This window comes from Gallintestinimicrobium propionicum (genome assembly GCF_025567525.1).
Lineage (GTDB): Bacteria > Bacillota > Clostridia > Lachnospirales > Lachnospiraceae > Gallintestinimicrobium > Gallintestinimicrobium propionicum.
Genome location: NZ_JAOQJY010000009.1, coordinates 27,294 through 48,723, shown reverse-complemented (window position 1 = coordinate 48,723; position 21,430 = coordinate 27,294). Strand labels below are relative to the sequence as shown.

20 protein-coding genes are annotated in these 21,430 nt (G+C 50.6%); 19 read left to right on the top strand and 1 reads right to left on the bottom strand.

Going from position 1 to position 21,430, the window contains the following annotated elements; translation table 11 throughout:
• Nucleotides 1-113 precede the first annotated feature (113 nt).
• From murA to sigE, 5 genes are all read left to right on the top strand, one after another.
• Nucleotides 114-1,376: a UDP-N-acetylglucosamine 1-carboxyvinyltransferase gene (murA, locus tag OCV62_RS08335; protein ID WP_262585968.1), complete on the top strand. Its 1,263-nt coding sequence runs from the start codon at nt 114-116 to the stop codon at nt 1,374-1,376.
• Nucleotides 1,354-2,211 carry a cell division protein FtsQ/DivIB gene (locus OCV62_RS08330; protein WP_262585966.1) on the top strand — a complete coding sequence of 286 codons (858 nt, stop codon included), beginning with the start codon at nt 1,354-1,356 and terminating at the stop codon, nt 2,209-2,211. The genes murA and OCV62_RS08330 overlap by 23 nt, the downstream gene beginning before the upstream one ends.
• A gap of 94 nt (nt 2,212-2,305) precedes the next feature.
• On the top strand, nt 2,306-3,529 hold the full coding sequence (gene ftsZ / locus OCV62_RS08325) for a cell division protein FtsZ (RefSeq protein ID WP_021915831.1): 1,224 nt from the start codon (nt 2,306-2,308) through the stop codon (nt 3,527-3,529).
• Nucleotides 3,530-3,701: 172 nt separating this feature from the next.
• Entirely contained in the window at nt 3,702-4,607 is a 906-nt protein-coding gene (locus OCV62_RS08320; protein WP_262585963.1) for a sigma-E processing peptidase SpoIIGA, read from the top strand.
• The gene (sigE, locus tag OCV62_RS08315; RefSeq protein ID WP_021915833.1) at nt 4,567-5,307 is read left to right on the top strand and encodes an RNA polymerase sporulation sigma factor SigE; all 741 of its coding nucleotides are present in this window, start codon (nt 4,567-4,569) and stop codon (nt 5,305-5,307) included. The genes OCV62_RS08320 and sigE overlap by 41 nt, the downstream gene beginning before the upstream one ends.
• Before the next feature lie 102 nt (nt 5,308-5,409).
• Here sigE and sigG read toward each other — a convergent pair whose 3' ends face one another.
• On the bottom strand, nt 5,410-6,189 hold the full coding sequence (gene sigG, locus OCV62_RS08310) for an RNA polymerase sporulation sigma factor SigG (RefSeq protein ID WP_117960275.1): 780 nt from the start codon (nt 6,187-6,189) through the stop codon (nt 5,410-5,412).
• A gap of 38 nt (nt 6,190-6,227) precedes the next feature.
• Between sigG and OCV62_RS08305 the strand changes: the two genes are divergently transcribed.
• The 14 genes from OCV62_RS08305 to OCV62_RS08240 form a co-directional block, all read left to right on the top strand.
• Nucleotides 6,228-6,599, top strand: coding sequence for a YlmC/YmxH family sporulation protein (locus OCV62_RS08305; RefSeq protein WP_262585960.1), 372 nt, complete (start codon nt 6,228-6,230; stop codon nt 6,597-6,599).
• A 267-nt stretch (nt 6,600-6,866) separates the two neighbouring features.
• Nucleotides 6,867-8,525, top strand: coding sequence for a flavodoxin family protein (locus tag OCV62_RS08300; RefSeq protein ID WP_330667318.1), 1,659 nt, complete (start codon nt 6,867-6,869; stop codon nt 8,523-8,525).
• A 95-nt stretch (nt 8,526-8,620) separates the two neighbouring features.
• The gene (locus tag OCV62_RS08295; protein ID WP_262585958.1) at nt 8,621-10,594 is read left to right on the top strand and encodes an alpha-L-arabinofuranosidase C-terminal domain-containing protein; all 1,974 of its coding nucleotides are present in this window, start codon (nt 8,621-8,623) and stop codon (nt 10,592-10,594) included.
• A gap of 14 nt (nt 10,595-10,608) precedes the next feature.
• The gene (locus OCV62_RS08290) at nt 10,609-10,860 is read left to right on the top strand and encodes a hypothetical protein (protein ID WP_262585955.1); all 252 of its coding nucleotides are present in this window, start codon (nt 10,609-10,611) and stop codon (nt 10,858-10,860) included.
• A 115-nt stretch (nt 10,861-10,975) separates the two neighbouring features.
• Entirely contained in the window at nt 10,976-12,097 is a 1,122-nt protein-coding gene (locus OCV62_RS08285; RefSeq protein ID WP_262585950.1) for an ABC transporter ATP-binding protein, read from the top strand.
• 2 nt (nt 12,098-12,099) lie between these two features.
• The gene (locus OCV62_RS08280; RefSeq protein WP_117960285.1) at nt 12,100-12,990 is read left to right on the top strand and encodes a carbohydrate ABC transporter permease; all 891 of its coding nucleotides are present in this window, start codon (nt 12,100-12,102) and stop codon (nt 12,988-12,990) included.
• Nucleotides 12,991-13,003: 13 nt separating this feature from the next.
• Nucleotides 13,004-13,879, top strand: a complete 876-nt coding sequence (locus OCV62_RS08275) for a carbohydrate ABC transporter permease (RefSeq protein ID WP_117960342.1) — start codon at nt 13,004-13,006, stop codon at nt 13,877-13,879.
• Nucleotides 13,876-15,489 carry an ABC transporter substrate-binding protein gene (locus tag OCV62_RS08270; RefSeq protein WP_262585947.1) on the top strand — a complete coding sequence of 538 codons (1,614 nt, stop codon included), beginning with the start codon at nt 13,876-13,878 and terminating at the stop codon, nt 15,487-15,489. The genes OCV62_RS08275 and OCV62_RS08270 overlap by 4 nt, the downstream gene beginning before the upstream one ends.
• A gap of 91 nt (nt 15,490-15,580) precedes the next feature.
• Nucleotides 15,581-16,417 (top strand): hypothetical protein, encoded by an 837-nt coding sequence (locus OCV62_RS08265; protein WP_262585945.1) that lies wholly within the window; start codon nt 15,581-15,583, stop codon nt 16,415-16,417.
• Nucleotides 16,418-16,604: 187 nt separating this feature from the next.
• On the top strand, nt 16,605-17,573 hold the full coding sequence (locus OCV62_RS08260) for a diacylglycerol/lipid kinase family protein (RefSeq protein ID WP_262585943.1): 969 nt from the start codon (nt 16,605-16,607) through the stop codon (nt 17,571-17,573).
• An 84-nt stretch (nt 17,574-17,657) separates the two neighbouring features.
• A complete protein-coding gene (locus OCV62_RS08255) occupies nt 17,658-18,335 on the top strand; it encodes a phosphatase PAP2 family protein (protein WP_262585941.1) in 678 nt (225 codons plus the stop codon).
• A gap of 93 nt (nt 18,336-18,428) precedes the next feature.
• Complete coding sequence (locus OCV62_RS08250) at nt 18,429-18,872, top strand: ACT domain-containing protein (protein WP_117960294.1); 444 nt, start codon at nt 18,429-18,431, stop codon at nt 18,870-18,872.
• Between the two features lie 20 nt (nt 18,873-18,892).
• Complete coding sequence (locus OCV62_RS08245) at nt 18,893-20,101, top strand: homoserine dehydrogenase (protein ID WP_262585939.1); 1,209 nt, start codon at nt 18,893-18,895, stop codon at nt 20,099-20,101.
• A gap of 25 nt (nt 20,102-20,126) precedes the next feature.
• The coding region (locus OCV62_RS08240; protein WP_262585937.1) for an aspartate kinase at nt 20,127-21,430 on the top strand (1,304 nt) is incomplete at its 3' end.

The window sequence follows — 21,430 nt, the reverse complement described above, 5'->3', positions numbered from 1 at the left end:
AGCAAAGAAGACGAGCGTGTTATCTGGACACGGGGCAGCAGTGCAGCTGCATTTGTCACGTGTGCGGTACGTTTGCCATAGTATAGGGTAAGGGCAACGCGGACGGTGGTTTTGTGGATTCAATCTGGATCAGAGGCAAAAGACCTCTTTATGGGGAAATGACAGTGCAGGGGTCGAAAAACGCCGTGCTGCCGATTTTGGCGTCGACCATTCTGATCGCCGGAAAGACGACACTGCGAAACTGCCCGGATATTTCGGATGTGGACTGCATGTGCCGCATTTTGCAGAAAATCGGCGCAACAGTGACAAAAACCGGTCACGAGATCTGCGTGGACGCTTCCGGTGCGCTGCAAAGCAGGCTTCCGGCAGAGGAAGTGGTTCGGATGCGTTCCTCCATCGTGCTGACGGGCGCGCTTTTGGGGCGGCTGGGGCAGGCGTCCTTCTGCGATCCGGGCGGCTGTGTCATCGGCGACCGCCCGATCGATTTGCATCTGAAAGCCTTTGCACGCTTCGGTTGTCAGATAAGACGGGAGGATGACAGTTTTTTGACGGTACTTGCAAAACGCCTGAACGGTGCACAGATCCGTTTTCCGTTTTCGAGCGTCGGTGCGACGCAGAATGCGATTTTATGCGCGGTCTGTGCAAAGGGAGAAACAGTGCTGACAGGTTGTGCAAAGGAACCGGAGGTCATTTCGCTATGCCGTTTTTTAAACGGTGCAGGGGCAAAGATCGAAGGAGCCGGAAGCAAAACGATTCGAATTGAGGGCGTAAAAAAGCTTTACAGCACAGAATTTTCCATCGATGCGGACCGGATCGTGGCAGGAACCTGTCTGATCGGTGTACTCGCGGCAGGCGGGGAAGCTTTTTTGCGGCAGGCGCCGACCGGGCAGCTTACAGCGGTGATTGCAGTTGCCAAAAAAATGGGCGCACAGATTGTCCCGGATTCAGAAGGACTGTTGGTAAAACGTACAGGCAGGCTGGTTTCCCCGCTTTTGCTGAAAACGGACGTATATCCGGGCTATCCGACCGACCTGCAGTCCCCGATGCTGACGGCACTGTGCTGCGCAGAAGGAAACTGTATGGTGTCGGAGCGCGTTTTTAATGGAAGGTTTGGCGTGCACGAGCAGTTAAACCGTATGGGTGCTGCGATCGTCGCCGGACAAATAAGCGCGGAGGTCACCGGAGGCAGAAAACTGCACGGAGAGCGGGTTTTTGCAAAAGAACTGCGGGGCGGGGCGGCACTCGTGCTGGCGGGGCTGTGCGCAGAGCATAAGACGGTCGTGGAAAACTGTCATTTTATCCGGAGAGGATATGAAGATATCGTAAGGGATTTCAGAGAGTTGGGAGCAGACATTGGCACAGAAACAGAAATATAAGCTGCTGGACGGCGGAAAATCTGAAAAAAGTCGGAAGAAATCAGCTTCCGGCAAAAAAAAGAAAAAAAGCAGCGGCAAAGCTGCCGGGTATTCCTATGCAGTGGCAACGCCGGGCGAGTGGCTGCGTGCAAATCTCGGTGTACTGATTGCCAGCATCGTGATCGTCTGTTTGGCGGCGGCTGCCCTCGTCGTGGTGTCCGTGTTTCGGGTGCAGAACATTTCGGTCGAGGGAAACGTCCACTACACGAGTGAAGAGATTGAGGCGATGGTTCTGACTGACCGGCTTTCCTACAATTCGCTCTATCTTTCGTTAAAATACCGGAATAAGGAAATCCGGGACATTCCGTTTATCGAAACGATGAGTGTCCGGGTCGATTCGCCGGACAGCATCACGATCCGTGTTTATGAAAAGTCTGTGGCGGGCTACGTGGAATACATGGGGCGTTACATGTATTTTGACCGGGACGGTATCGTGGTGGAATCTTCGGAGACGAGGACAGAAGGAATTCCGCAGGTGACGGGAATTAGGTTCGACCATGTTGTTTTGTATGAGGCGCTTCCGGTGAAGAATACCGATATTTTTCAGGAAATCCTTTCGATTACGCAAATGCTTTCCAAGCATCAGATCACGACGGATAAAATATATTTCAACGAATCAAATGAAATAACACTTTATTTCGACAATATCCGGGCAAAGCTGGGAAAGGATAATCTGGAGGAAAAGGTGATGCGTCTGGAGCAGATTTTACCGAATCTGTCGGGCGAAAGCGGAGTACTCGATCTGCAGAATTACTCGGAAGACCGTAAAAATGTGACGTTTCAGAAAGATGGATAACCGCAAAGAAATTGAAAAAATGGGTTGCGTAATTCTGAAAATGATTATATGATAAATATTATGAAGTTTGTCAGGAATGAAGGAGGAAATACCCTTGCTGGAGATTAAAGTAAATGACGCAGAAGCGGCAGCGCACATCCTTGTCATTGGAGTTGGCGGTGCAGGCAATAATGCTGTAAATAGAATGATTGATGAGAAAATTGACGGTGTGGAGTTTATCGGAGTCAATACAGACCGACAGGCTCTGCAGTTCTGCAAAGCGGAAAAGCACCTGCAGATCGGCGAGAAGCTGACCAAGGGACTGGGCGCAGGCGCAAAGCCCGAAATCGGTGAGCAGGCAGCTCAGGAGAGTGCAGAAGAAATTTCCAAATCCTTAGACGGAGCAGATATGGTATTTGTTACCTGCGGTATGGGCGGCGGAACCGGAACCGGTGCGGCTCCTGTTGTCGCAAAGCTCGCCAAAGACAAAGGAATCCTGACCGTCGGGGTTGTAACCAAGCCGTTCCGCTTTGAAGCAAAGACCCGTATGAACAATGCGATGTCCGGTATCGAGAAGCTGCGTGACAGCGTGGATACTCTGATCGTTATCCCGAATGACAAGATTCTGGAAATTGTGGACAAGCGTACCAGCATGCCGGAAGCCCTGATGAAGGCCGACGAAGTCCTTCAGCAGGCAGTACAGGGAATTACCGATCTGATCAACGTCCCCGCAGTCATTAACCTCGACTTTGCAGACGTGCAGACCGTTATGCGCGACAAGGGCATTGCTCACATCGGTATCGGCGAAGGTAAAGGCGACGATAAGGCTGTCATGGCAGTCAAAGCCGCTGTAGAGAGCCCGCTGTTAGAGACAACAATTGCAGGCGCAACCGATATCATCATCAACGTGTCCGGCGATATTTCCATGTTCGACGCTTCCGATGCGGTGGATTATGTCCGTGAGATCACCGGCGATGACGTTAACATCATCTTCGGTGCCATGTATGATTCCAACCAGGCAGACTACTGCCGGATTACCGTAATTGCAACCGGTATTGAGGAGACACCGGCTTCCCGCTTCGGTACTTCCTTTGCAAGAAAACCGATCACTCCTTCTGTAGGCCAGACCGGTATGAAGACCACAGTGAGCGCGACCGGCGCGAACACGACAAGACCGTATAACAGCGCACTGCAGCAGCCGGTTCATCCCGGAGCTGCTTCCAATGCGGAATTAAAGAAGCCGGCAGGCATAAATGGCATTCAGCCTGCTCCTACGGTACTGCGCAGCAAGGTACAGGAGAGAGATTTAAAGATTCCGGATTTCCTTCAGAAAAAATAAATAATTTTAGTAACGAAACAGAAAACACCGCGAGGTGACTGAAAAAGTCATTTCGCGGTGTTTTTTTGTCGAAACTTTCCCCGGCAGCGCACAGCGTTTCGACAAAATCCACGCGCCAGCATTTTTATAATAAGGACATACAGTTTTGGAAAACGTGCGGGAGGAAAGGCTTGTGAGCTATCGGATTTATGCAGACCGGGTCTGGATAATGCACACCTGTATCAATGTGCTGCTGTTATTTCTGACAGCGAAACTGTCTGGGATAACAGTAAGGGTTCGACGGATTATCGAAATAGCAGCCGGAAATGCGCTGTGCTTTACGGCAATCCTGTTGCTGCCTGCTCCGGCGGTTTTGCAGGGAGAAGTAGGGATAATTCTGGCAGGAAAAACGTTTTTTTGCCTGATTGCAGCACTTTGGTGGGTACAGCGATGCTTTCAGGTCAAAAGCCGGGAAGGAATGCGGCGTGTCTGGATCTGCTATATGTGTTGTGCCTGCGTGCTCGGCGGCGTCTGCAACGGTATTTCTGAAGTCCGGGAGCTGTTTGGAACCGATCAAAACGGTTTTGGGACCGGCGGGCAGGTTTCCATGATGCAGCTTTTGGTCTGGTGCGCGATTGTCGTCTGGTATGGTGCAAAGCTTCTGGACCGGGAGCGCAGGCGGCAGAAACATCCGATCTGGAAAGTCTCTTTTTTCTGGAAAACGAAGTTTTTTTCCGGAAGCGCGTTGATGGACAGCGGAAATTCCCTGAAAGACCCGTACACGGGGCGCCCGGTCTGCATTCTGGACGAAGAGACGGCGAAAAAGCTTGGAATTTCGACGGAAAAGGCGGTTCGGCTGATTCCCTATCACAGCATCGGCAGGGCCCACGGACTCCTTCGGGCGGTGACGGTTTCAGAACTGTATCTGAGAAAAGACGGACAGGAGAAAAAGATTGCAGATGTGACGGTTGCGGTCGGACCCGGGCGTTTGAGCCGGTCGGGCGGATACCAGATGATTCTGCATCCAGCATTACTGGAGGAAAAGAAAGGAGCAGACCATGATATTAAAAGTAGCGATGCCGGGAAAAGTGCAGTTTAAATTGATCCGCCGGGAACCGGCATTTTTTATGGCACATGAGGGGGATATTCATTATATTGGCGGCGCAGATGTGCTTCCGGCACCTCTGGAAACGGAACAGGAAAACGAGGTGATTCAGGATCTGGCGACAGAGGAATATGCGCAGGAGGCGCGGTCAATTTTAATTGAACACAACCTGCGCCTGGTTGTTTACATAGCAAAGAAATTCGATAATACGGGCGTTGGCGTGGAGGATCTGATTTCGATCGGCACGATTGGACTGATCAAGTCAATCAATACATTCAATCCCGGGAAAAATATCAAGCTCGCAACTTATGCATCCCGATGCATTGAAAATGAAATCCTGATGTATCTGCGCCGCAACCACAAGACGCGGATGGAGGTTTCGATCGACGAGCCGCTGAACGTGGACTGGGACGGGAACGAGCTGCTTTTGTCGGATATCCTGGGGACGGATGAGGACGTGATCTACCGGGATATGGAAAATGAGGCAGAGCGCAGGATTTTAAGAAATGCGGTGGCGAAGCTTTCCGAGCGGGAGCGCACAATCGTCAGCCTGCGTTTTGGACTGGATACGCCGGACGGGCAGGAAATGACCCAGAAGGAGGTCGCGGCATATCTGGGTATTTCCCAGTCCTATATTTCCCGGCTGGAAAAAAAGATCATGAAGCGGCTGAAAAAAGAGATGGTGCGGGAGTGAAGCTGCGCGCTGCAGCTGCGTTCGACCGCCATGCCAGCACGCATTCCGGGATGTGCTGTCATGCCGTGAAATACTCACACCGTGTGTTACATGCTCCCTGCATCATGCGCTCAAATACGCGCGCATGATGCGGAGAGCATTTTTTTCGAGCCGGGAAACCTGTGCCTGGGAAATTCCGATCAGCTCGGCAACCTCCATCTGCGTTTTTCCCTCGAAAAAGCGCAGAGAAATGATCTCATGTTCCCGGGCATTGAGCTTTTTTAACGCGTCGGACAAAGACAGATGCTCGACCCAGTTTTCCTCCCGGTTCTTTTTATCCCGAATCTGATCCATCACATAGAGCGTGTCTCCTCCGTCTGTGAAAATCGGCTCATACAGGCTCATGGGATTCTGGATGGCGTCGAGGGCATAGACAATATCCTCCCGGGAGATGCCGACCTCGGAGGCAACCTCGGTGATGGACGGCTCCTTCTGGTTCTTTTTTAAAAGCATTTCCCGCGCGTAGATGGCTTTATAGGCGGTGTCGCGCAGCGAACGGCTGACCCGGATGGAGTTGTTGTCCCGCAGAAAACGCCGGATCTCGCCAATAATCATTGGAACAGCATAAGTTGAAAACCGTACTCCCAGTTCGGTATTGAAATGGTCGATTGCCTTGATCAGACCGATACAGCCAATCTGAAATAGATCGTCTACGTTTTCCCCTGCAGAGGAAAAGCGTCGGATGACGCTCAAAACGAGCCGCAGATTTCCCTTGATAAACTGTTCCCGTGCCTCGGCGTCGCCCTGCCGGATCTGGATAAAAAGCGCGTCTTTTTCTTCATTGGTTAGGATCGGCAGGCGGGCGGTGTTGACGCCGCAGATTTCCACTTTGTTGAGTGCCATGGCATTGCCTCCTGTGATTGAAAAGCTATGAAAAGAGCATGGACGAAAAAACGAAATTTATTCAAAGCGATGACGCAGATTTTGATGTATTGCAGCGCATGGCAGCCGTAGTGAAAAGCGCTGCACCAGCGTGCGCGCCGCTGCATAGGATAGAAAAAACGGGAGAATTTCGGATGCTTTTTTCAGAATTAAAAAGCAAGGAAGTCGTAAACTTACGCGACTGCCGAAAAATGGGACATGTGACGGACTTCGAGTTCGATGAGTGCAGCGGCGTGATCCAGAAAATTATTGTGCCGGGCATCGGCGGCAAAAACTGGAAGTGCCTGTTTGGCTGCGATACGGAGTATGCGGTTGCGTATCAGGATATCAAACAGATCGGACCGGATGTGATTATGGTAGATGTGCCGTAACACAGCGGAGTATAAGGGTCGAAAAACGGCAGATTTCCGGCGACAGTTTTATTATCGTATAGGAAGCTTCGTTTCCATACGCTAATAAACGCGCTACGAGGATGCGTGTTTTTCTCAAATTTTACCAAAATGACAATGCAGCGGATATTCGGGTGTGCTATACTGAACATAAGAGAAACTGCGTCGCAGGCGACACAAAGTAGCCAGGATCGCAGAGACGAACTGGATGTTCGTCTCGCGGTTCCTTTGGCACAAAGCGCCCGCGGAATGGAGATTGGTATGAACATTCTTTTGATCAATGGAAGCCCGAAAGGCGATCGAAGCAACACGTTAAAGCTTTCCAAAGCATTTCTGGAGGGCATTTTGGAAATCGACAAGGATGCAGAGATCAGACAGATGAACCTTTCCGAGAAAAAGATCGCTTCCTGTAGGGGCTGTTTTGCCTGCTGGAACAAAACGCCGGGCAAATGCGTGATGACAGACGATATGCAGGAGGGCATCGAAGGCGAGCTGTGGGCGGATCTCATGATCTGGAGCTTTCCACTTTACTATTTCAGCGTTCCGGGGCTTTTGAAAAACTTTATCGACAGGCAGCTGCCCATGAACCTTCCGTTTATGGAAGAGCAAGAGGGGCAGACCGGGAGCGGCGGGCATCCGTCCCGATACGATATGAGCGGTAAGCGGCATCTGCTGATTTCCACCTGCGGATTTTATACCGCAAAGAATAATTACGACAGCGTGACGAAGCTGTTCGACCATGTGTGCGGCGCAGGACAGTATGAAAGCATTTTCTGCGGACAGGGTGAGCTGTTCCGTGTTCCCGAATTAAAGGCGCGGACGGATGAATATCTGGAATGCGTCAGACAGGCGGGGCGCGAATACGCACAGAAACAGGCGATTTCAGAAGGCATGAAGGAAAAGCTGAGGGAACTTCTGTATCCGAGAGATGTATTTGAAAAAATGGCGGATGCGAGCTGGGGCGTGGAAAAAAAGAGCGGCGAAAAGGAAGATCCGGTGCTGACCTTTACCAGGCAGATGGCGGCACTTTATAACAAAGACAGCTTCGACCAAAAAGAGCGCGTGCTGGAAATTCGCTATACAGACCTGGGAAAAGCGTGGCAGATCGTGCTCGGAAAAGACGGCAGCACGGTGCTGGATGCAGGCAGCAGGGAGGCAACGACGGTGATCGAGACGCCCTGGGACGTCTGGCAGTCGATTGCAAGGGGAGAGATCCGTGGGGATGCAGCACTGGCAAAAGGAATGTATCGCGTGACTGGAGATTTTTCCCTGATGATACACTGGGATGATTTCTTTGGTGCAGCAAAGGCAGCTGCGGGAAAAGAAAAATCCGGCAAAAATTCCGACGGGAGGACAGCAGAAAAAGAAAAACAGCCGCAGATGATTTTCATGCTGGCAGCGTGGATTACGTTCTGGGTGGCGGTGCCTGTCGGAGGAAATGTCGGAGCGATCGTGACGATGGCGATCTGCGCGTGCCTGCCGCTTGCTGCGTGGAACCGGAAGCTGACGGTTTATGACCGGCTTTCCTTTGGAATTGTCGCACTGCTTTCTGTCCTCGCCCTGCAAAAAGGCTGTGTCAATATCGCACTGCTTGCCGGATATCTGGGCTTCGGGCTGATGTGGCTGTTATCCTGCCTGACAAAAGAGCCACTCTGTGCGGCTTATGTCAAATACAACTACCATGGCGACGATGCGCTGGAAAATCCGATTTTTATGAAAGCGAACAGAATCCTGGCGGCTGGCTGGGGAATCCTCTACATTCTGATTGCAATTTGGTCGGCATTTCTGTTGCCGGCAGGGCATACGACGCTGATGCAGATTTTAAACAACATGGCGACCGTGCTCATGGGCATCTTTACGGGTTGGTTTGAAAAATGGTATCCGCAGCGCGTCGCGGCGGGAAAATAATTCCATCCCCCTCTTTACAAAGATGTTTTGCACGAAGTATAATAATTTAAACAAAACTAAAGAACCTTACAAATAGATAAGAAGGAGGTATTGTTGTGAAGCTTCAGATTTCAAACTGCAAAAAGGCGGCGGTTCAGGACGGCATGATCGGTCTGTTTTTTGAGGATATCAACTACGCGGCGGACGGCGGTCTGTACGCAGAGATGATTGAAAACCGGTCGTTTTCCTTTGTGGACTGTTACGGGGACGTGGGAGATTATTATACTAAGCCTGCATGGGGCTATGGCTGGAATGCGACCAAAGAATGTGGTGAGGGCCGCATGGAATATGTGACGGGCAGCCCGATCAGCCGCGTGAATCCGTGGTATCTGCGGTTCACGGCGCAGGATGCCGGACAGGGCTTCTGGAATAAGGCGTATGACGGTATTTATCTGGAAAAAGGAAAGACCTACACCGTTCGGTTTTATGCGCGGGCGGCGCAGTATCCGGAAGGAGATATTACGGTACAGGTCACAAAGGACGGCAGAATCTGCGCACAGGCAGAGGTTTCCTGCATCCATGCGCCGGAGAAAACCTGGCAGAAATGGAACCTGTATGAAGCAGTACTGGAAGCCGGGGAGACAATCCGGAATGGCAGATTTACGATCAGCCTGACAAAGCCCGGCACGGTCGAGTTCGATTTGATTTCCATGATGCCGGACGATGCGGTGGCAGGTGTGTTCCGCAAAGATCTGTTTGACCTGTTAAAAGGCTTGCATCCCGGTTTTTTGCGTTTTCCGGGTGGATGTATTATCGAAGGAAATACACTGGAAAATCGTTACCGCTGGAAAGAGAGCGTCGGCGACATCAAAGATCGCCGCACGAATTTCAATCGCTGGGCAGTGCATCTGACGAGCGAGGAAAACGGATGGCACACGCAGTATTCCCATTACAACCAGACCCTCGGCATCGGTTTTTATGAATATTTTCTGCTGTGTGAGCTGATCGGTGCAAAGCCGTTGCCGGTTTTGAATGTCGGTCTGGCGTGTCAGTTCCAGTCCTATGAGCTGGTGGAAATGGACGAGCCGGAGTTTCAGGAGTTTTTGCAGGATGCGGTTGACTTGATCGAGTTTGCAAACGGTCCCGCAGACAGCACCTGGGGCAGTGTCCGTGCAAAAATGGGACATCCAGAGCCCTTCGGGTTGACGATGGTCGGCATCGGCAATGAGCAGTGGCAGACGGAAAAGATTGACTTCTTTGGTCGATATCAGGCATTCGAAAAGGCAATCCACGCAAAATATCCCGAAATTAAGCTGATCGGCTCTGCAGGACCGGATATCACCTCCGAGCATTACGACAAGGCATGGGAATTCTATAAAAAAGAAGTTCCTGCAAGAGACAATTTCTGCTATGCAGTGGATGAGCATTACTATGTAAAACCCGACTGGTTTTATGCACATACAGATTTCTATGATGAATATCCGAGGGATGTCAAGGTGTTCTCCGGGGAATATGCTTCTCATCCGATCAGCGGCATGAACCTGCCTCAGGCAAACACCCTGGGCGGCGCACTGGCAGAGGCGGCATTTTTGACCGGCGTGGAAAGAAATGCGGACGTTGTTGTGCTGGCTTCCTATGCGCCCCTGTTTGCAAGAGTCGGCTACGCGCAGTGGTCTCCGGATATGATCTGGTTCGATGAGACGAAAGCCTATGGGACGCCCAGCTATTTCGTACAGAAGCTTTATGGAGAAAATATGGGAACCGTGACCCTTGCGATGGACGGACAGGAAAAAGAGCTGCGCAAGGAGCAGGTTTATGCAAACGTAAGCCTCGATGAAAGAACCGGAGATCTCATCCTCAAGGTGGTCAACCATAACGACTGCGAAAAAACGCTCGAGCTTGACCTGGGCAGCTTCCGGGCAGCAGGAACGGCAAAGAACGTGATTTTGACCGGCGAGGGTGAAGACGCGTATAACTGCATTGAGCATCCGGACAGCGTAAAACTTTCGGAGTGCGAGAGCAATGCAGCAGACGGCATCGTGCTTCCGGCAAACAGCTTTGTTGTAACACGGATTCCGACTGTGCGGTAAAAAAGGATTCTAAAATGGCAGGAGAAATAAAAAAGAATGTGCCTTGGCACATTCTCGCGCCGAGGCGCGGTTGCTTCAGCAACCATCTACCCTTGCGCCGAGTGCGCATCCTCGCGGAGCGTTTTTATCGTATGGAAACGAAGTTTCCATACGATAAAAACAGCGCCTGCCGACAATATCTCGGCGTCATACAGCTGCTGTCAGAAAACAGCTGTATGGCGCCGAGTTGTTTTTGCCCTTCGCAGCTTTCCAAGGAAAGGTCTTGAGAAATACGCTCCCTTTCGCTATAATCAGGTTATATGGGTAGATTTTGCCCAAATACAGGTTGATCTGTCAAAAAACGTTGCCGCCGCTGGTGACAACAGCAAAAGAGAGGGTATTATGGAGATCCAATTACAGAACCTGACAAAGAAATTTCCGAACCGAAACCGCAAGCATCCGGGGGATGTCACCGCGGTCAACGAATTTAACTTTACGATCCCGGACGGTCAGCTGATCGGTCTGTTAGGACCGTCGGGCTGCGGTAAGAGCACGACGTTAAACCTAATCTGCGGTCTGGAAAAGCCGACCTCGGGCAAAATTTTCTTCGGCGGCGAGGATGTGACGGGCGTGGAGCCGGAGCATCGTGGTGTCGGCATGGTATTTCAGAATTACGCGCTATACCCGCATCTGACGGTGCGGAAAAATATTATGTTCCCGCTGGAGAATTTAAAGGGAAAAGATCGCCTTTCCAAAGAAGAGATGGAAAAGCGTGTGCTGGACGCAGCGAAGATGGTTTCGCTGGAAGAACTGCTGGATCGAAAGCCCAGGGAGCTTTCCGGCGGTCAGCAGCAGCGTGTAGCCATCGCGCGTGCACTGGTAAAAATGCCTCGCGTACTTTTACTGGATGAGCCGCTGTCGAACCTGGATGCGCGCCTGCGCCTGCAGACCCGGGAAGAAATCCGCAGGATTCAGCGCGAGACGAAAATCACGACGATCTTCGTCACGCACGATCAGGAGGAGGCACTGAGTATTTCCGATCTGATTGTTGTCATGAAAGAAGGCATCCTGCAGCAGATCGGCAAACCGCAGGAGGTCTATGACCAGCCGGCAAACCTGTTTGTGGCAAAATTTTTGGGCACGCCGCCGATCAATGTCTTTTCCGGAAAAGTGACAGACGGTCAGGTGAAAATTGGGGAAGAGACGGTGCTGCTTGCCGATCTGCCTGACCAGGAGGTAACGGTCGGTATCCGTCCGGAGGGCTTTGTTGTGGACGAGGACGGAACGTTTTCCTGTGCATTAAAGGGCATCGAGGTGCTGGGCAGAGATATCAGCATTGTCGCGTCCCATCCGGCTGCGGAAAATGCATCCATCCGCGCGATCGTCGGCTCGACCAGGTTAAATCAGGATATGGCACAGGCAGTTTTCTTCTCGCTGAAAACAGATAAGGTATTTTTGTTTGATGCAAAAGACGGCAGCCGGATTGAGACTGCGTTAAAGCGGCCTGCAGGCAAAAGGAGCTGACCATGAAAAAACAAACCCTCAGGGCATGGCTGTATTTGCTGCCTGCCATTTTATTTCTGGGATTTTTCCTCGTCTATCCGCTGATCGACGTGTTTGTCTATTCGATGGAGGAGGGCTATAACTTTGCGTCCCAGACCTATTTCGGAACCGGATTTTACAACTATTCCTATGTCCTGCATGACCCGTATTTTTTACAGGCGGTCAAAAATACATTCCTTCTGGTTGTCATCACCGTGCCCCTATCCACAGGCTTTGCACTGCTGATTTCCCTGGCGCTCAGCTCGATCAAAGCGCTGCGCGACCTGTACCAGACGGTATTTTTCCTGCCTTATGTGACCAATACGCTGGCGGTTGGCATGGTATTTATGGTGCTGTTCCAGAAAACAGAATATACGGACGGTTTAATCAACCTGATGCTGCACTGGTTCGGTGCAGGACCGGTCGATTTTATCAGCGGTCCCTACTGGGCGAAGATGTTTGTCCTGTGCTTTTACACGATTTGGGTCGTTATGCCCTTTAAAATTCTGATCTTAACGAGCGCCCTCGCTTCGGTAAATCCCGACTATTACAAGGCGGCGAAGGTGGACGGAACCTCGAAGACGAGAATTTTCTGGAAGATCACAGTGCCGATGATTTCCCCGATGATTTTTTATCTGATTATCACTGGCTTTATCGGCGCGTTTAAAGCCTACAGCGACGCAGTTGCGCTGTTTGGAACGGATTTGAACGCGGCTGGGATGAATACGATTGTCGGCTATGTTTACGACATGCTTTACGGGGACAGCGGAGGCTTTCCGTCCTATGCTTCCGCGGCGGCAATCCTTTTGTTTGTGATCGTTTTGACGATTACCTGTATCAATCTTCTCGTAAGCAAAAAACATGTGCATTACTGAAAGGCAGACCGTTATGGACAAAGAATTGGATTATGGACAAACCGAAGAACGGGACCGGAAAAAAGCCAGAGCTGGCAAGACAGGAACCTATATTTTTCTGACGTTCTGGGCGCTCGTGGTGTTGTTTCCGTTTTACTGGATGCTTTTAACCTCCGTAAAAAGCTACGGTTCCTATAACGCAGAGCATATCCCGAAGCTGTTTACGCTTTCGCCGACGCTGCAGAACTACGCAGATGCGTTTACTTCTGTACCGCTGGGCAAATACCTGCTCAATACGCTGATTTTCACGGTTGTGACGACGGCGCTGATGATGGTCGTGATCACGCTCGCGGCATATGCGTTTGCACGCCTTTCCTTTCCGGGAAAAAATCTGGTGTTCACGTTTTTTCTGTCCCTGATGATGATTCCGGCGGAGCTGGTCATGATCACCAACTACGCGACGATCACACAGTGGGGCATGCGCAACAGCTTTGCCGGATTGGTACTGCCGTCCGTGACCTCGGTGTTTTACATTTATTTATTGAAAGAAAATTTTGAACAGGTTCCAGACGAGCTGTACCGTGCGGCAAAGGTGGACGGAACCTCTGATTTGAAATATCTCTGGAAGGTGATGCTGCCGATCTGCCGCCCAACCCTTGTTACCGTCGGGATCTTAAAGGTCATTGAGTGCTGGAACTCCTATCTCTGGCCGCGCCTGGTGACGGACGATCCGGCATATTATTTGGTTTCCAACGGCATTCAGGAGATCCGGGAAAACGGCTTCGGCAGAGAAAATATCCCTGCCATGATGGCGGCGGTGGTCGTGATTTCGGTTCCGCTGATCGTGCTGTTTTTGGTGTTCCGCAAAAAGATTATGGCGGGCGTATCGCAGGGAGGGGTAAAAGGATGAGACCATTCTGGAAAAAGATGTTGTCCTGTGCGATGGCGTTTGTCTGTCTGACCGGGGCTGCAGCAGGGCTGACCGGATGTCACGGCTCGAAGGAAAAGGCTGCGTTTGAAGTGCCGGAGAGCTTCGACACGACAAAGCAGTATGAGATCACGTTCTGGGCAAAAAATGACACGAACATCCGTCAGACGGATATTTACAAAAAAACGATCGCGGATTTTGAGGCACTCTACCCGAATATTACGGTCAATCTGAAGCTGTACACGGATTACGGCAAAATTTACAACGACGTTATTACGAATATTGCGACGCAGACGACGCCGAATGTCTGCATCACCTACCCGGACCATATTGCAACGTATTTAACCGGCAGTCAGGTGGTCGTACCTCTGGATGAGCTGATGGCAGATCCCGCCTATGGACTTGGCGGAAGCAATCTGGAATTCGATTCCCCGACGCAGGAGGAAGTAATTCCGCAGTTTTTGAAGGAATGTTCCTTAAACGGACATTATTACGCGCTTCCCTACATGCGTTCGACAGAAGCCTGCTATATCAACCAGGATTATGTGGAGCAGCTGGGCTATACGGTTCCTGACGTGCTGACCTGGGATTTTATCTGGGAAGTCTCTGAGGCAGCTGCGAAAAAGGGCGCGGATGGAAAGTATGTGTTAAATGGGGGCGACGTTATGATCCCGTTTATCTACAAATCCACCGACAATATGATGATTCAGATGCTGCGTCAGAAAAACGCCGGATATTCCACGCAGTCCGGCGAGGTCGAGATTTTCAACGATACGACAAAGGACATTCTGTTTACGATTGCGGATCATGTCCGTTCCGGTGCATTTTCAACGTTTAAGATTTCGAGCTATCCGGCGAATTTTTTAAATGCCGGTCAGTGCGTATTCGCCGTGGATTCCACCGCAGGCGCGACCTGGATGGGCCCCGATGCGCCGCTGTCGGATATCAGCGACGAGGCAAAGCAGTCCTTTGAAGTGGCGGTGCGTCCCGTTCCACAGTATGACCCGGAAAATATGCAGATGATTTCGCAGGGCCCTTCGGTCTGTGTTTTTTATAAGGAAGATCCGCAGGAGGTGTTGGCGTCCTGGCTGTTTACCCAGTACCTTCTGACCAGCGACGTGCAGATTTCCTATTCTGAGACAGAAGGCTATGTGCCGGTCACGTCCAAAGCGCAGGAGTCCGCCGAATATCAGGATTATCTTGCGCGGGAGGGCGAGGATTCGGACACCCATTACAAAGTAAAAATCGAAGCGGCGAAGCTTTTGTTAAATCATACGCAGGATACGTTTACAACGCCCGTCTTTTCCGGCTCGGCTTCCCTGCGGGATGCGGCAGGACAGCTGATTGAAAAAACGGCAAAATCTGTACGTCGAAAAGAAACCGTGGACGAGGCATACACGGATAAGCTCTTTGATGACGTGACCGCGCTGTATCACTTAAATGATACGCTGCAGAGCACGGCGGGCAAACAGGATCTGGGACCGCTTCCGACGACCTCCGTCGTATTACTCAGTGTGATTGGCGCTGCCTGGGTATTGATTCTTTTGTATGTGGTCTGGCAGCAATTGCAAAAAAGCAAAAGAGGGGATTGATTTTCCGGACATTTCGGCTATAATAAGAGTGTTTAAGCAAAAATGGTTTTCCATGGGACGGGAAACGTCCTGGAGACAAAGGAGAAGAAAGATGAAAAAATTACTGGCAATGGTTCTGACCGTTTCCATGACTGCAGCAATGGTTGGCTGCGGACAGGCAGCAGAAACCACAGAGACAGCAGCTGAGAGCACCGCAGTAGAGACTGTTGAAAGCACTGCAGCAGAAGAGACCGCAACTGAGAGCGCAGAAGAAAGCACTGCAGCAGAAGAAGCAGCAGGCGATGTTTTATCCTATGCAGATTATGTTGCAGCAGATCTGGACAGCGAAGTGACCATCGAGAGCTACGTTCAGGCAAAACAGTCCTGGTGGGAAGACAAGGCTACTGTTTATACACAGGACAAGGACGGCGCATACTTCCTGTATGACATGGCTTGTTCCGAAGAAGATTATGAAAAGCTCGTTCCCGGCGTAAAAATCCGCGTAACCGGTTACAAATCCGAGTGGTCCGGCGAAGTTGAGCTAATGGATGCAACCTTTGAGTTTGTAGAGGGCGCAGACGAATATATCGCTCCTGCAGTTGATGTTACTGACCTGCTTGGCACAGACGAGCTGATCGATCATCAGAACCAGCATGTTACCTTTACGGATCTGACTGTAGAAGCGGCTGGTCAGGATGCAGACGGCAACGATGTTCCTTATCTGTACAACTACGATGGTTCCGGTTCTGAGGGCGATGACCTGTACTTCAACGTTTCCAGCAACGGCGAAACCTACACCTTCCTGGTTGAGTCTTATCTGTGTGACAAGGACAGCGATGTTTACAAGGCTGTTAAAAATCTGCAGATCGGTGATACCATCGATGCAGAAGGCTTCCTGTACTGGTACGAGGGTGTAAATCCCCATATCACAGCAATCACAGTAAAATAATCTGACGCTGCAGCTTGCAGCCGATACAGACCGCCGGCGGCTTTTTCGAAAGCCCCGGCGGTTTTGTTATCTTTTCCTTAAATTTTTACGAATTCTGTTTGCCCTGTATTGACTTTGGAAATATTTGTGGATAAAATACAGACTTAGTAAAGATAAGGTTAGGAAAAACAAAGGATAAGGGTTCTAAATGTACTGTGAATGTGAATATGGGGACGGCAGGCTTCCATTATTGTTTATTGTAAATCCTGCAGCCCACTCAGGAGAGGGCTATGCGCTCTGGAAACAGGCAGAAGCAGTTTTGCAGGAGCGCAGCATTCCTTATGAGGTTTATTTTTCGGAAAAGCGCGGCGATGTCAGGCAGCTGGCAAAACGGCTGACGAATGTTTCCGAAGGAGCGGAACGGTTTTTAATTGTGCTCGGCGGAGACGGAACGCTCAATGAAGCCATACAGGGGATGCAGCATTTCGAACAGGTTCGGCTCGGTTATATCCCGACCGGTTCGAGTAACGATCTGGCGCGGGATCTTAAGATTGGGCACGACATTAGGCCTCTGATGAAAAAGCTGCTGGAGGGCGGCACAGAGCATCGGATGGATCTTGGATGCGTCACATGGAATGCTGATGGAAAAACGCAAAAAAGGCATTTTCTGGTCAGCTGCGGCATAGGATATGATGCAGCGGTTTGTCAGGAGGCGCTCGATTCCCCGATGAAGGATGCGTTAAACAAACTCGGGCTCGGCAAGCTGACGTATCTTGGGATCGGCTTGAAGCAGATGCTGACGCTGCAGTATTGCAGGGCGTCGATTCGCTTGGACGGCAGGGAGATCATCAAAGCAGGAAAGCTTTTATTTGCGGCGGGAATGATTCACCGCTACGAGGGCGGCGGCTTTTGCTTTTGTCCGAAGGCAGACGATCAGGACGGGCTGCTCGACCTGTGCGTGGTCAATAACGTGCCGAGATGGAAATTCCCGATCATTATCCCTTTTGCATTGAAGGGAAAGCACGGAGGATTTAAAGGCGTGGATCAGTATCGTGCCTCCCGGATTGAAATTCGTACGTCGACGCCCTGCTGGGTGCAGACAGACGGAGAGATCCCGGGAAAGCTCGACAGAATTGAACTGACAGTAGAAAAACAGAAGATTCGGTTTATCGTATAACGATTGTATAGAACGTATAAAAATAGAAGAAACGCTGTTTTTCGTGAGGATGGAATCGCTGCCCGGCAGCGAAAGAGGAGAGTAATGAAACGCTATTATGAGAAATATAAGCATATCATACCGTTGGCAATCTTCGGTGTGATCTACGTTCTGTGGTTTTATTTGCTGGAGCACCGCACCAATGTGCAGTATATGGTAGTGCATATGAACATTGATGATTATATACCGTTCTGTGAATATTTTGTCGTGCCGTACCTGCTCTGGTTTGCTTATGTACCGGCTGTGCTTGGGTATCTGTTTTTCAAGGATCGGCGCAACTATGACAGATGTGCAGTGTTTCTGTGCACGGGAATGCTGATTTTTTTGGTGATTTCGACGTTTATTCCGAATATTCAGCATCTGCGGCTTCACACCATGCCGCGCCACAATGTATTTACGGTTCTGGTGAGTCAGCTTTGGCAGACGGATACGCCGACCAACCTGTTCCCCAGTATCCATGTATATAATTCCCTCGGAGCGCATTTCGCGGTGATGAACAATGAAACGCTCTCCGGCAAAAAGTGGGTGCGCAGAGGCTCCCTGATTCTCTGTGTTTCGATCATTTTATCCACGATGTTTATCAAACAGCATTCGATGTTCGACGTTTTGATGGCGTTTATTATGGGCGCTGTGATGTATGCAACGGTTTATTATTACGACGTCGTAGGCGCATATCGTTTCCAGACAGGCAAGCGACAGCGCAAACGGGCGAGAATCGGATAAAAATAGTTCTTGCGTAATTTGGTAGGCTATGTTAGAATATCCCTCAATGGCGCACAAGTGTGTGCGACATAAGAACATAAAGGGGGCGATATTATGACAGAGCCTACCAAATATTTTGTGGTGACAAAAAAAGCGGTACCGGAGGTATTATTGAAGGTTGTGGAAGCGAAACGGCTGTTGGAGTCAGGAAAGCTGCCCACCATTCAGGACGCGGTAGATGCGGTTGGTATCAGCAGAAGCTCTTTTTACAAATATAAGGATGATATTTTTCCGTTCCACGACAGTACCCAGGGAAAAACTGTAACGCTTTCGATGCAGATCGAGGACGAACCGGGACTTCTGTCAGATGTGCTTCAGGTCATTGCACAGTTTGGCGCAAATATTCTGACGATTCATCAGAGTATTCCGATCAATGGCGTTGCGACGCTGAGTATCAGCGTACAGGTTCTTCAGACGACAAAGGACATTTCGGAAATGCTGGATGCGATGGAGAAGCGGACAGGCGTGCACAGCGTAAAGATTCTGGCGAAAGAATAGAAAACGGAGAACAGCAAAGCATGGTAAAAGCAGCGATATTAGGATATGGTACAGTGGGAAGCGGCGTGGCTGAAGTGCTTTCCTGCAATCAGGAGCTGATTGCAAAGCGTGCCGGTAATCCGATTGAAGTGAAATATATTCTGGATCTGAGGGATTTCCCCGGAGATCCGAATGAGACGAAAGTCGTACATGATATAGAAGTTATTTTACAGGACCCGGAGATTTCGATTGTCTGCGAGACGATGGGCGGAAACGAACCGGCATACACGTTTTCCAAGCGTGCATTGGAAGCCGGAAAGAGCGTATGCACTTCGAATAAGGAGCTGGTTGCAAACCACGGCGCAGAGCTTCTTCGGCTGGCGCGGGAGAATGGCTGCAATTACTTTTTTGAGGCGAGCGTAGGCGGCGGTATTCCGATCATTCGTCCAATTAACAACTGCCTGACGGCGGAGCGGATTGTGGAGGTTTCCGGTATTTTAAATGGAACGACGAATTATATTTTAACAAAGATGGAACAGGAGGGCATGTTGTTTGAAGAAGCCCTTGGTCAGGCGCAGGCACTGGGCTATGCGGAGCGCAATCCGGAAGCAGACGTGGAAGGCTACGATGCGTGCCGCAAAATTGCGATTCTGACCTCCCTCGTAGCGGGAAAGACCGTTGATTTCCACAAAATCCATACGGAGGGCATCGCCGGAATCGATCCGACAGATTTTGCCTATGCAAAGAAGCTGGATGCGACAATCAAGCTTCTGGCGGTCAGCCGGGAGACGGAGGATGGCTATCAGATATCCGTTGCGCCGTACCTTCTGAAAAAGGAAAATGCCCTTGCCGGTGTCAACGATGTGTTCAACGCCGTGGCGGTATGCGGCAATACGTTGGGCGATACGATGTTTTACGGACGCGGTGCCGGAAAGCTGCCGACTGCGAGTGCGGTAGTCGCCGATGTGGTGGAATGCGCGAGACATCTACAGAAAACAGTCGGATGCCTGTGGGAAGAGGGCGAGGCAAAAGTCGCCGACTTTGACAGTCAGGAGGGACGCTTCTTTGTCCGGGTGTCAAAGAAAGCCCGGGCGGATGTCGAAAAGGTATTCGGAGCCGTAGTGCCGGTCGTTTTGGACAGCGCTTTGGAGGAATTCGCTTTTGTGACAGAATCCATGCAGGAAGCAGAGTTTGAGAAATGCCGGGAGCAGATCTCCGGATTTGTGAAAAAGATCAGAATCAAGGATTGAAAAAAGACAGGAGAATACAGAGACCATGAGAAAAGTAGTAAAATTCGGGGGCAGTTCCCTTGCGAGCGCACAGCAGTTTGAAAAGGTCGCGGAAATCGTCCATGCAGAAGCATCCAGAAGATACGTTGTACCGAGCGCGCCGGGCAAACGGTTCCGCAAGGACACAAAGGTAACGGATATGCTGTATGGCTGTTACGCGCTGGCGGAGCAGGACGAAGATTTTTCTGAAAACCTGCACCAGATCGAGGAACGCTATCAGGAGATCATTGACGGTCTGTCCCTGACGTTGTCTCTGGCAGACGAGTTTGCTGTCATCGAAAAAAACTTCCGTGCCCATGTCGGAAAGGATTATGCGGCATCCCGCGGAGAGTATTTAAACGGTATCGTAATGGCGGCTTATTTGGGATATGAATTTGTCGATGCGGCACAGGTCGTATTTTTTAAGGAAAATGGCGAATTCGATGCAGTAAAGACCAACGAAGTACTGGGCGAACGCCTTCAGAACATGGAAAACGCGGTTGTGCCGGGCTTTTATGGCGCAAATCCGGACGGAAGCATTCGCACGTTCTCCAGAGGCGGCTCCGATATCACCGGTTCGATCGTTGCAAAGGCGGTTCATGCGGATGTTTACGAAAACTGGACGGACGTATCCGGATTTCTGATCGCAGACCCGAATATCATCCCGAACCCGGAAAAGATCGAGACGATCACTTACAGAGAACTGCGCGAGCTTTCCTATATGGGCGCGTCCGTGCTGCATGAAGAGGCAATTTTCCCGGTCAGAAGCGAAGGTATCCCGATCAACATCCGCAACACCAACGAACCGGACAACAGTGGCACCTGGATTGTGGAGAGCACCTGCCAGAAGCCGAAATTTGTCATTACAGGTATTGCCGGCAAGAGAGGCTTTTGCTCAGTTAATATCGAAAAAGATATGATGAATTCCGAAATTGGGTTCGGCAGAAGAATTTTACAGGCTTTTGAAGATAATGGAATTTCGTTTGAGCATGTACCGTCAGGCATCGATACGATGACCGTATTTGTACATCAGGATGAATTTATGGATAAGGAACAGAACGTAGTCGCAGCGATCCATCGCCTTGCAAAGCCTGATATGATCGACATCGAGGGCGACCTTGCGCTGATCGCAGTCGTAGGCCGTGGCATGAGATCGACCAGAGGCACTGCGGGACGTATCTTCTCCGCACTTGCGCACGCTAATATCAACGTTAAGATGATCGACCAGGGCTCCAGCGAGTTAAACATCATCATCGGCGTGAGCGACGGGGATTTCGAAAACGCCATTCGCGCGATCTACAATATGTTCGT

Excerpts from the sequence above, each read along its gene's own strand:
- OCV62_RS08265 (WP_262585945.1), top strand. The coding sequence starts at position 15,581 with ATGAAAAAATTACTGGCAATGGTTCTGACCGTTTCCATGACTGCAGCA.
- OCV62_RS08305 (WP_262585960.1), top strand. The coding sequence starts at position 6,228 with ATGGACGAAAAAACGAAATTTATTCAAAGCGATGACGCAGATTTTGAT.
- OCV62_RS08285 (WP_262585950.1), top strand. The coding sequence starts at position 10,976 with ATGGAGATCCAATTACAGAACCTGACAAAGAAATTTCCGAACCGAAAC.
- OCV62_RS08250 (WP_117960294.1), top strand. The coding sequence starts at position 18,429 with ATGACAGAGCCTACCAAATATTTTGTGGTGACAAAAAAAGCGGTACCG.
- OCV62_RS08260 (WP_262585943.1), top strand. The coding sequence starts at position 16,605 with ATGTACTGTGAATGTGAATATGGGGACGGCAGGCTTCCATTATTGTTT.
- OCV62_RS08280 (WP_117960285.1), top strand. The coding sequence starts at position 12,100 with ATGAAAAAACAAACCCTCAGGGCATGGCTGTATTTGCTGCCTGCCATT.
- OCV62_RS08270 (WP_262585947.1), top strand. The coding sequence starts at position 13,876 with ATGAGACCATTCTGGAAAAAGATGTTGTCCTGTGCGATGGCGTTTGTC.
- OCV62_RS08245 (WP_262585939.1), top strand. The coding sequence starts at position 18,893 with ATGGTAAAAGCAGCGATATTAGGATATGGTACAGTGGGAAGCGGCGTG.
- OCV62_RS08275 (WP_117960342.1), top strand. The coding sequence starts at position 13,004 with ATGGACAAAGAATTGGATTATGGACAAACCGAAGAACGGGACCGGAAA.
- OCV62_RS08290 (WP_262585955.1), top strand. The coding sequence starts at position 10,609 with ATGGCAGGAGAAATAAAAAAGAATGTGCCTTGGCACATTCTCGCGCCG.
- OCV62_RS08255 (WP_262585941.1), top strand. The coding sequence starts at position 17,658 with ATGAAACGCTATTATGAGAAATATAAGCATATCATACCGTTGGCAATC.
- sigE (WP_021915833.1), top strand. The coding sequence starts at position 4,567 with ATGATATTAAAAGTAGCGATGCCGGGAAAAGTGCAGTTTAAATTGATC.
- sigG (WP_117960275.1), bottom strand. The coding sequence starts at position 6,189 with ATGGCACTCAACAAAGTGGAAATCTGCGGCGTCAACACCGCCCGCCTG.
- OCV62_RS08300 (WP_330667318.1), top strand. The coding sequence starts at position 6,867 with ATGGAGATTGGTATGAACATTCTTTTGATCAATGGAAGCCCGAAAGGC.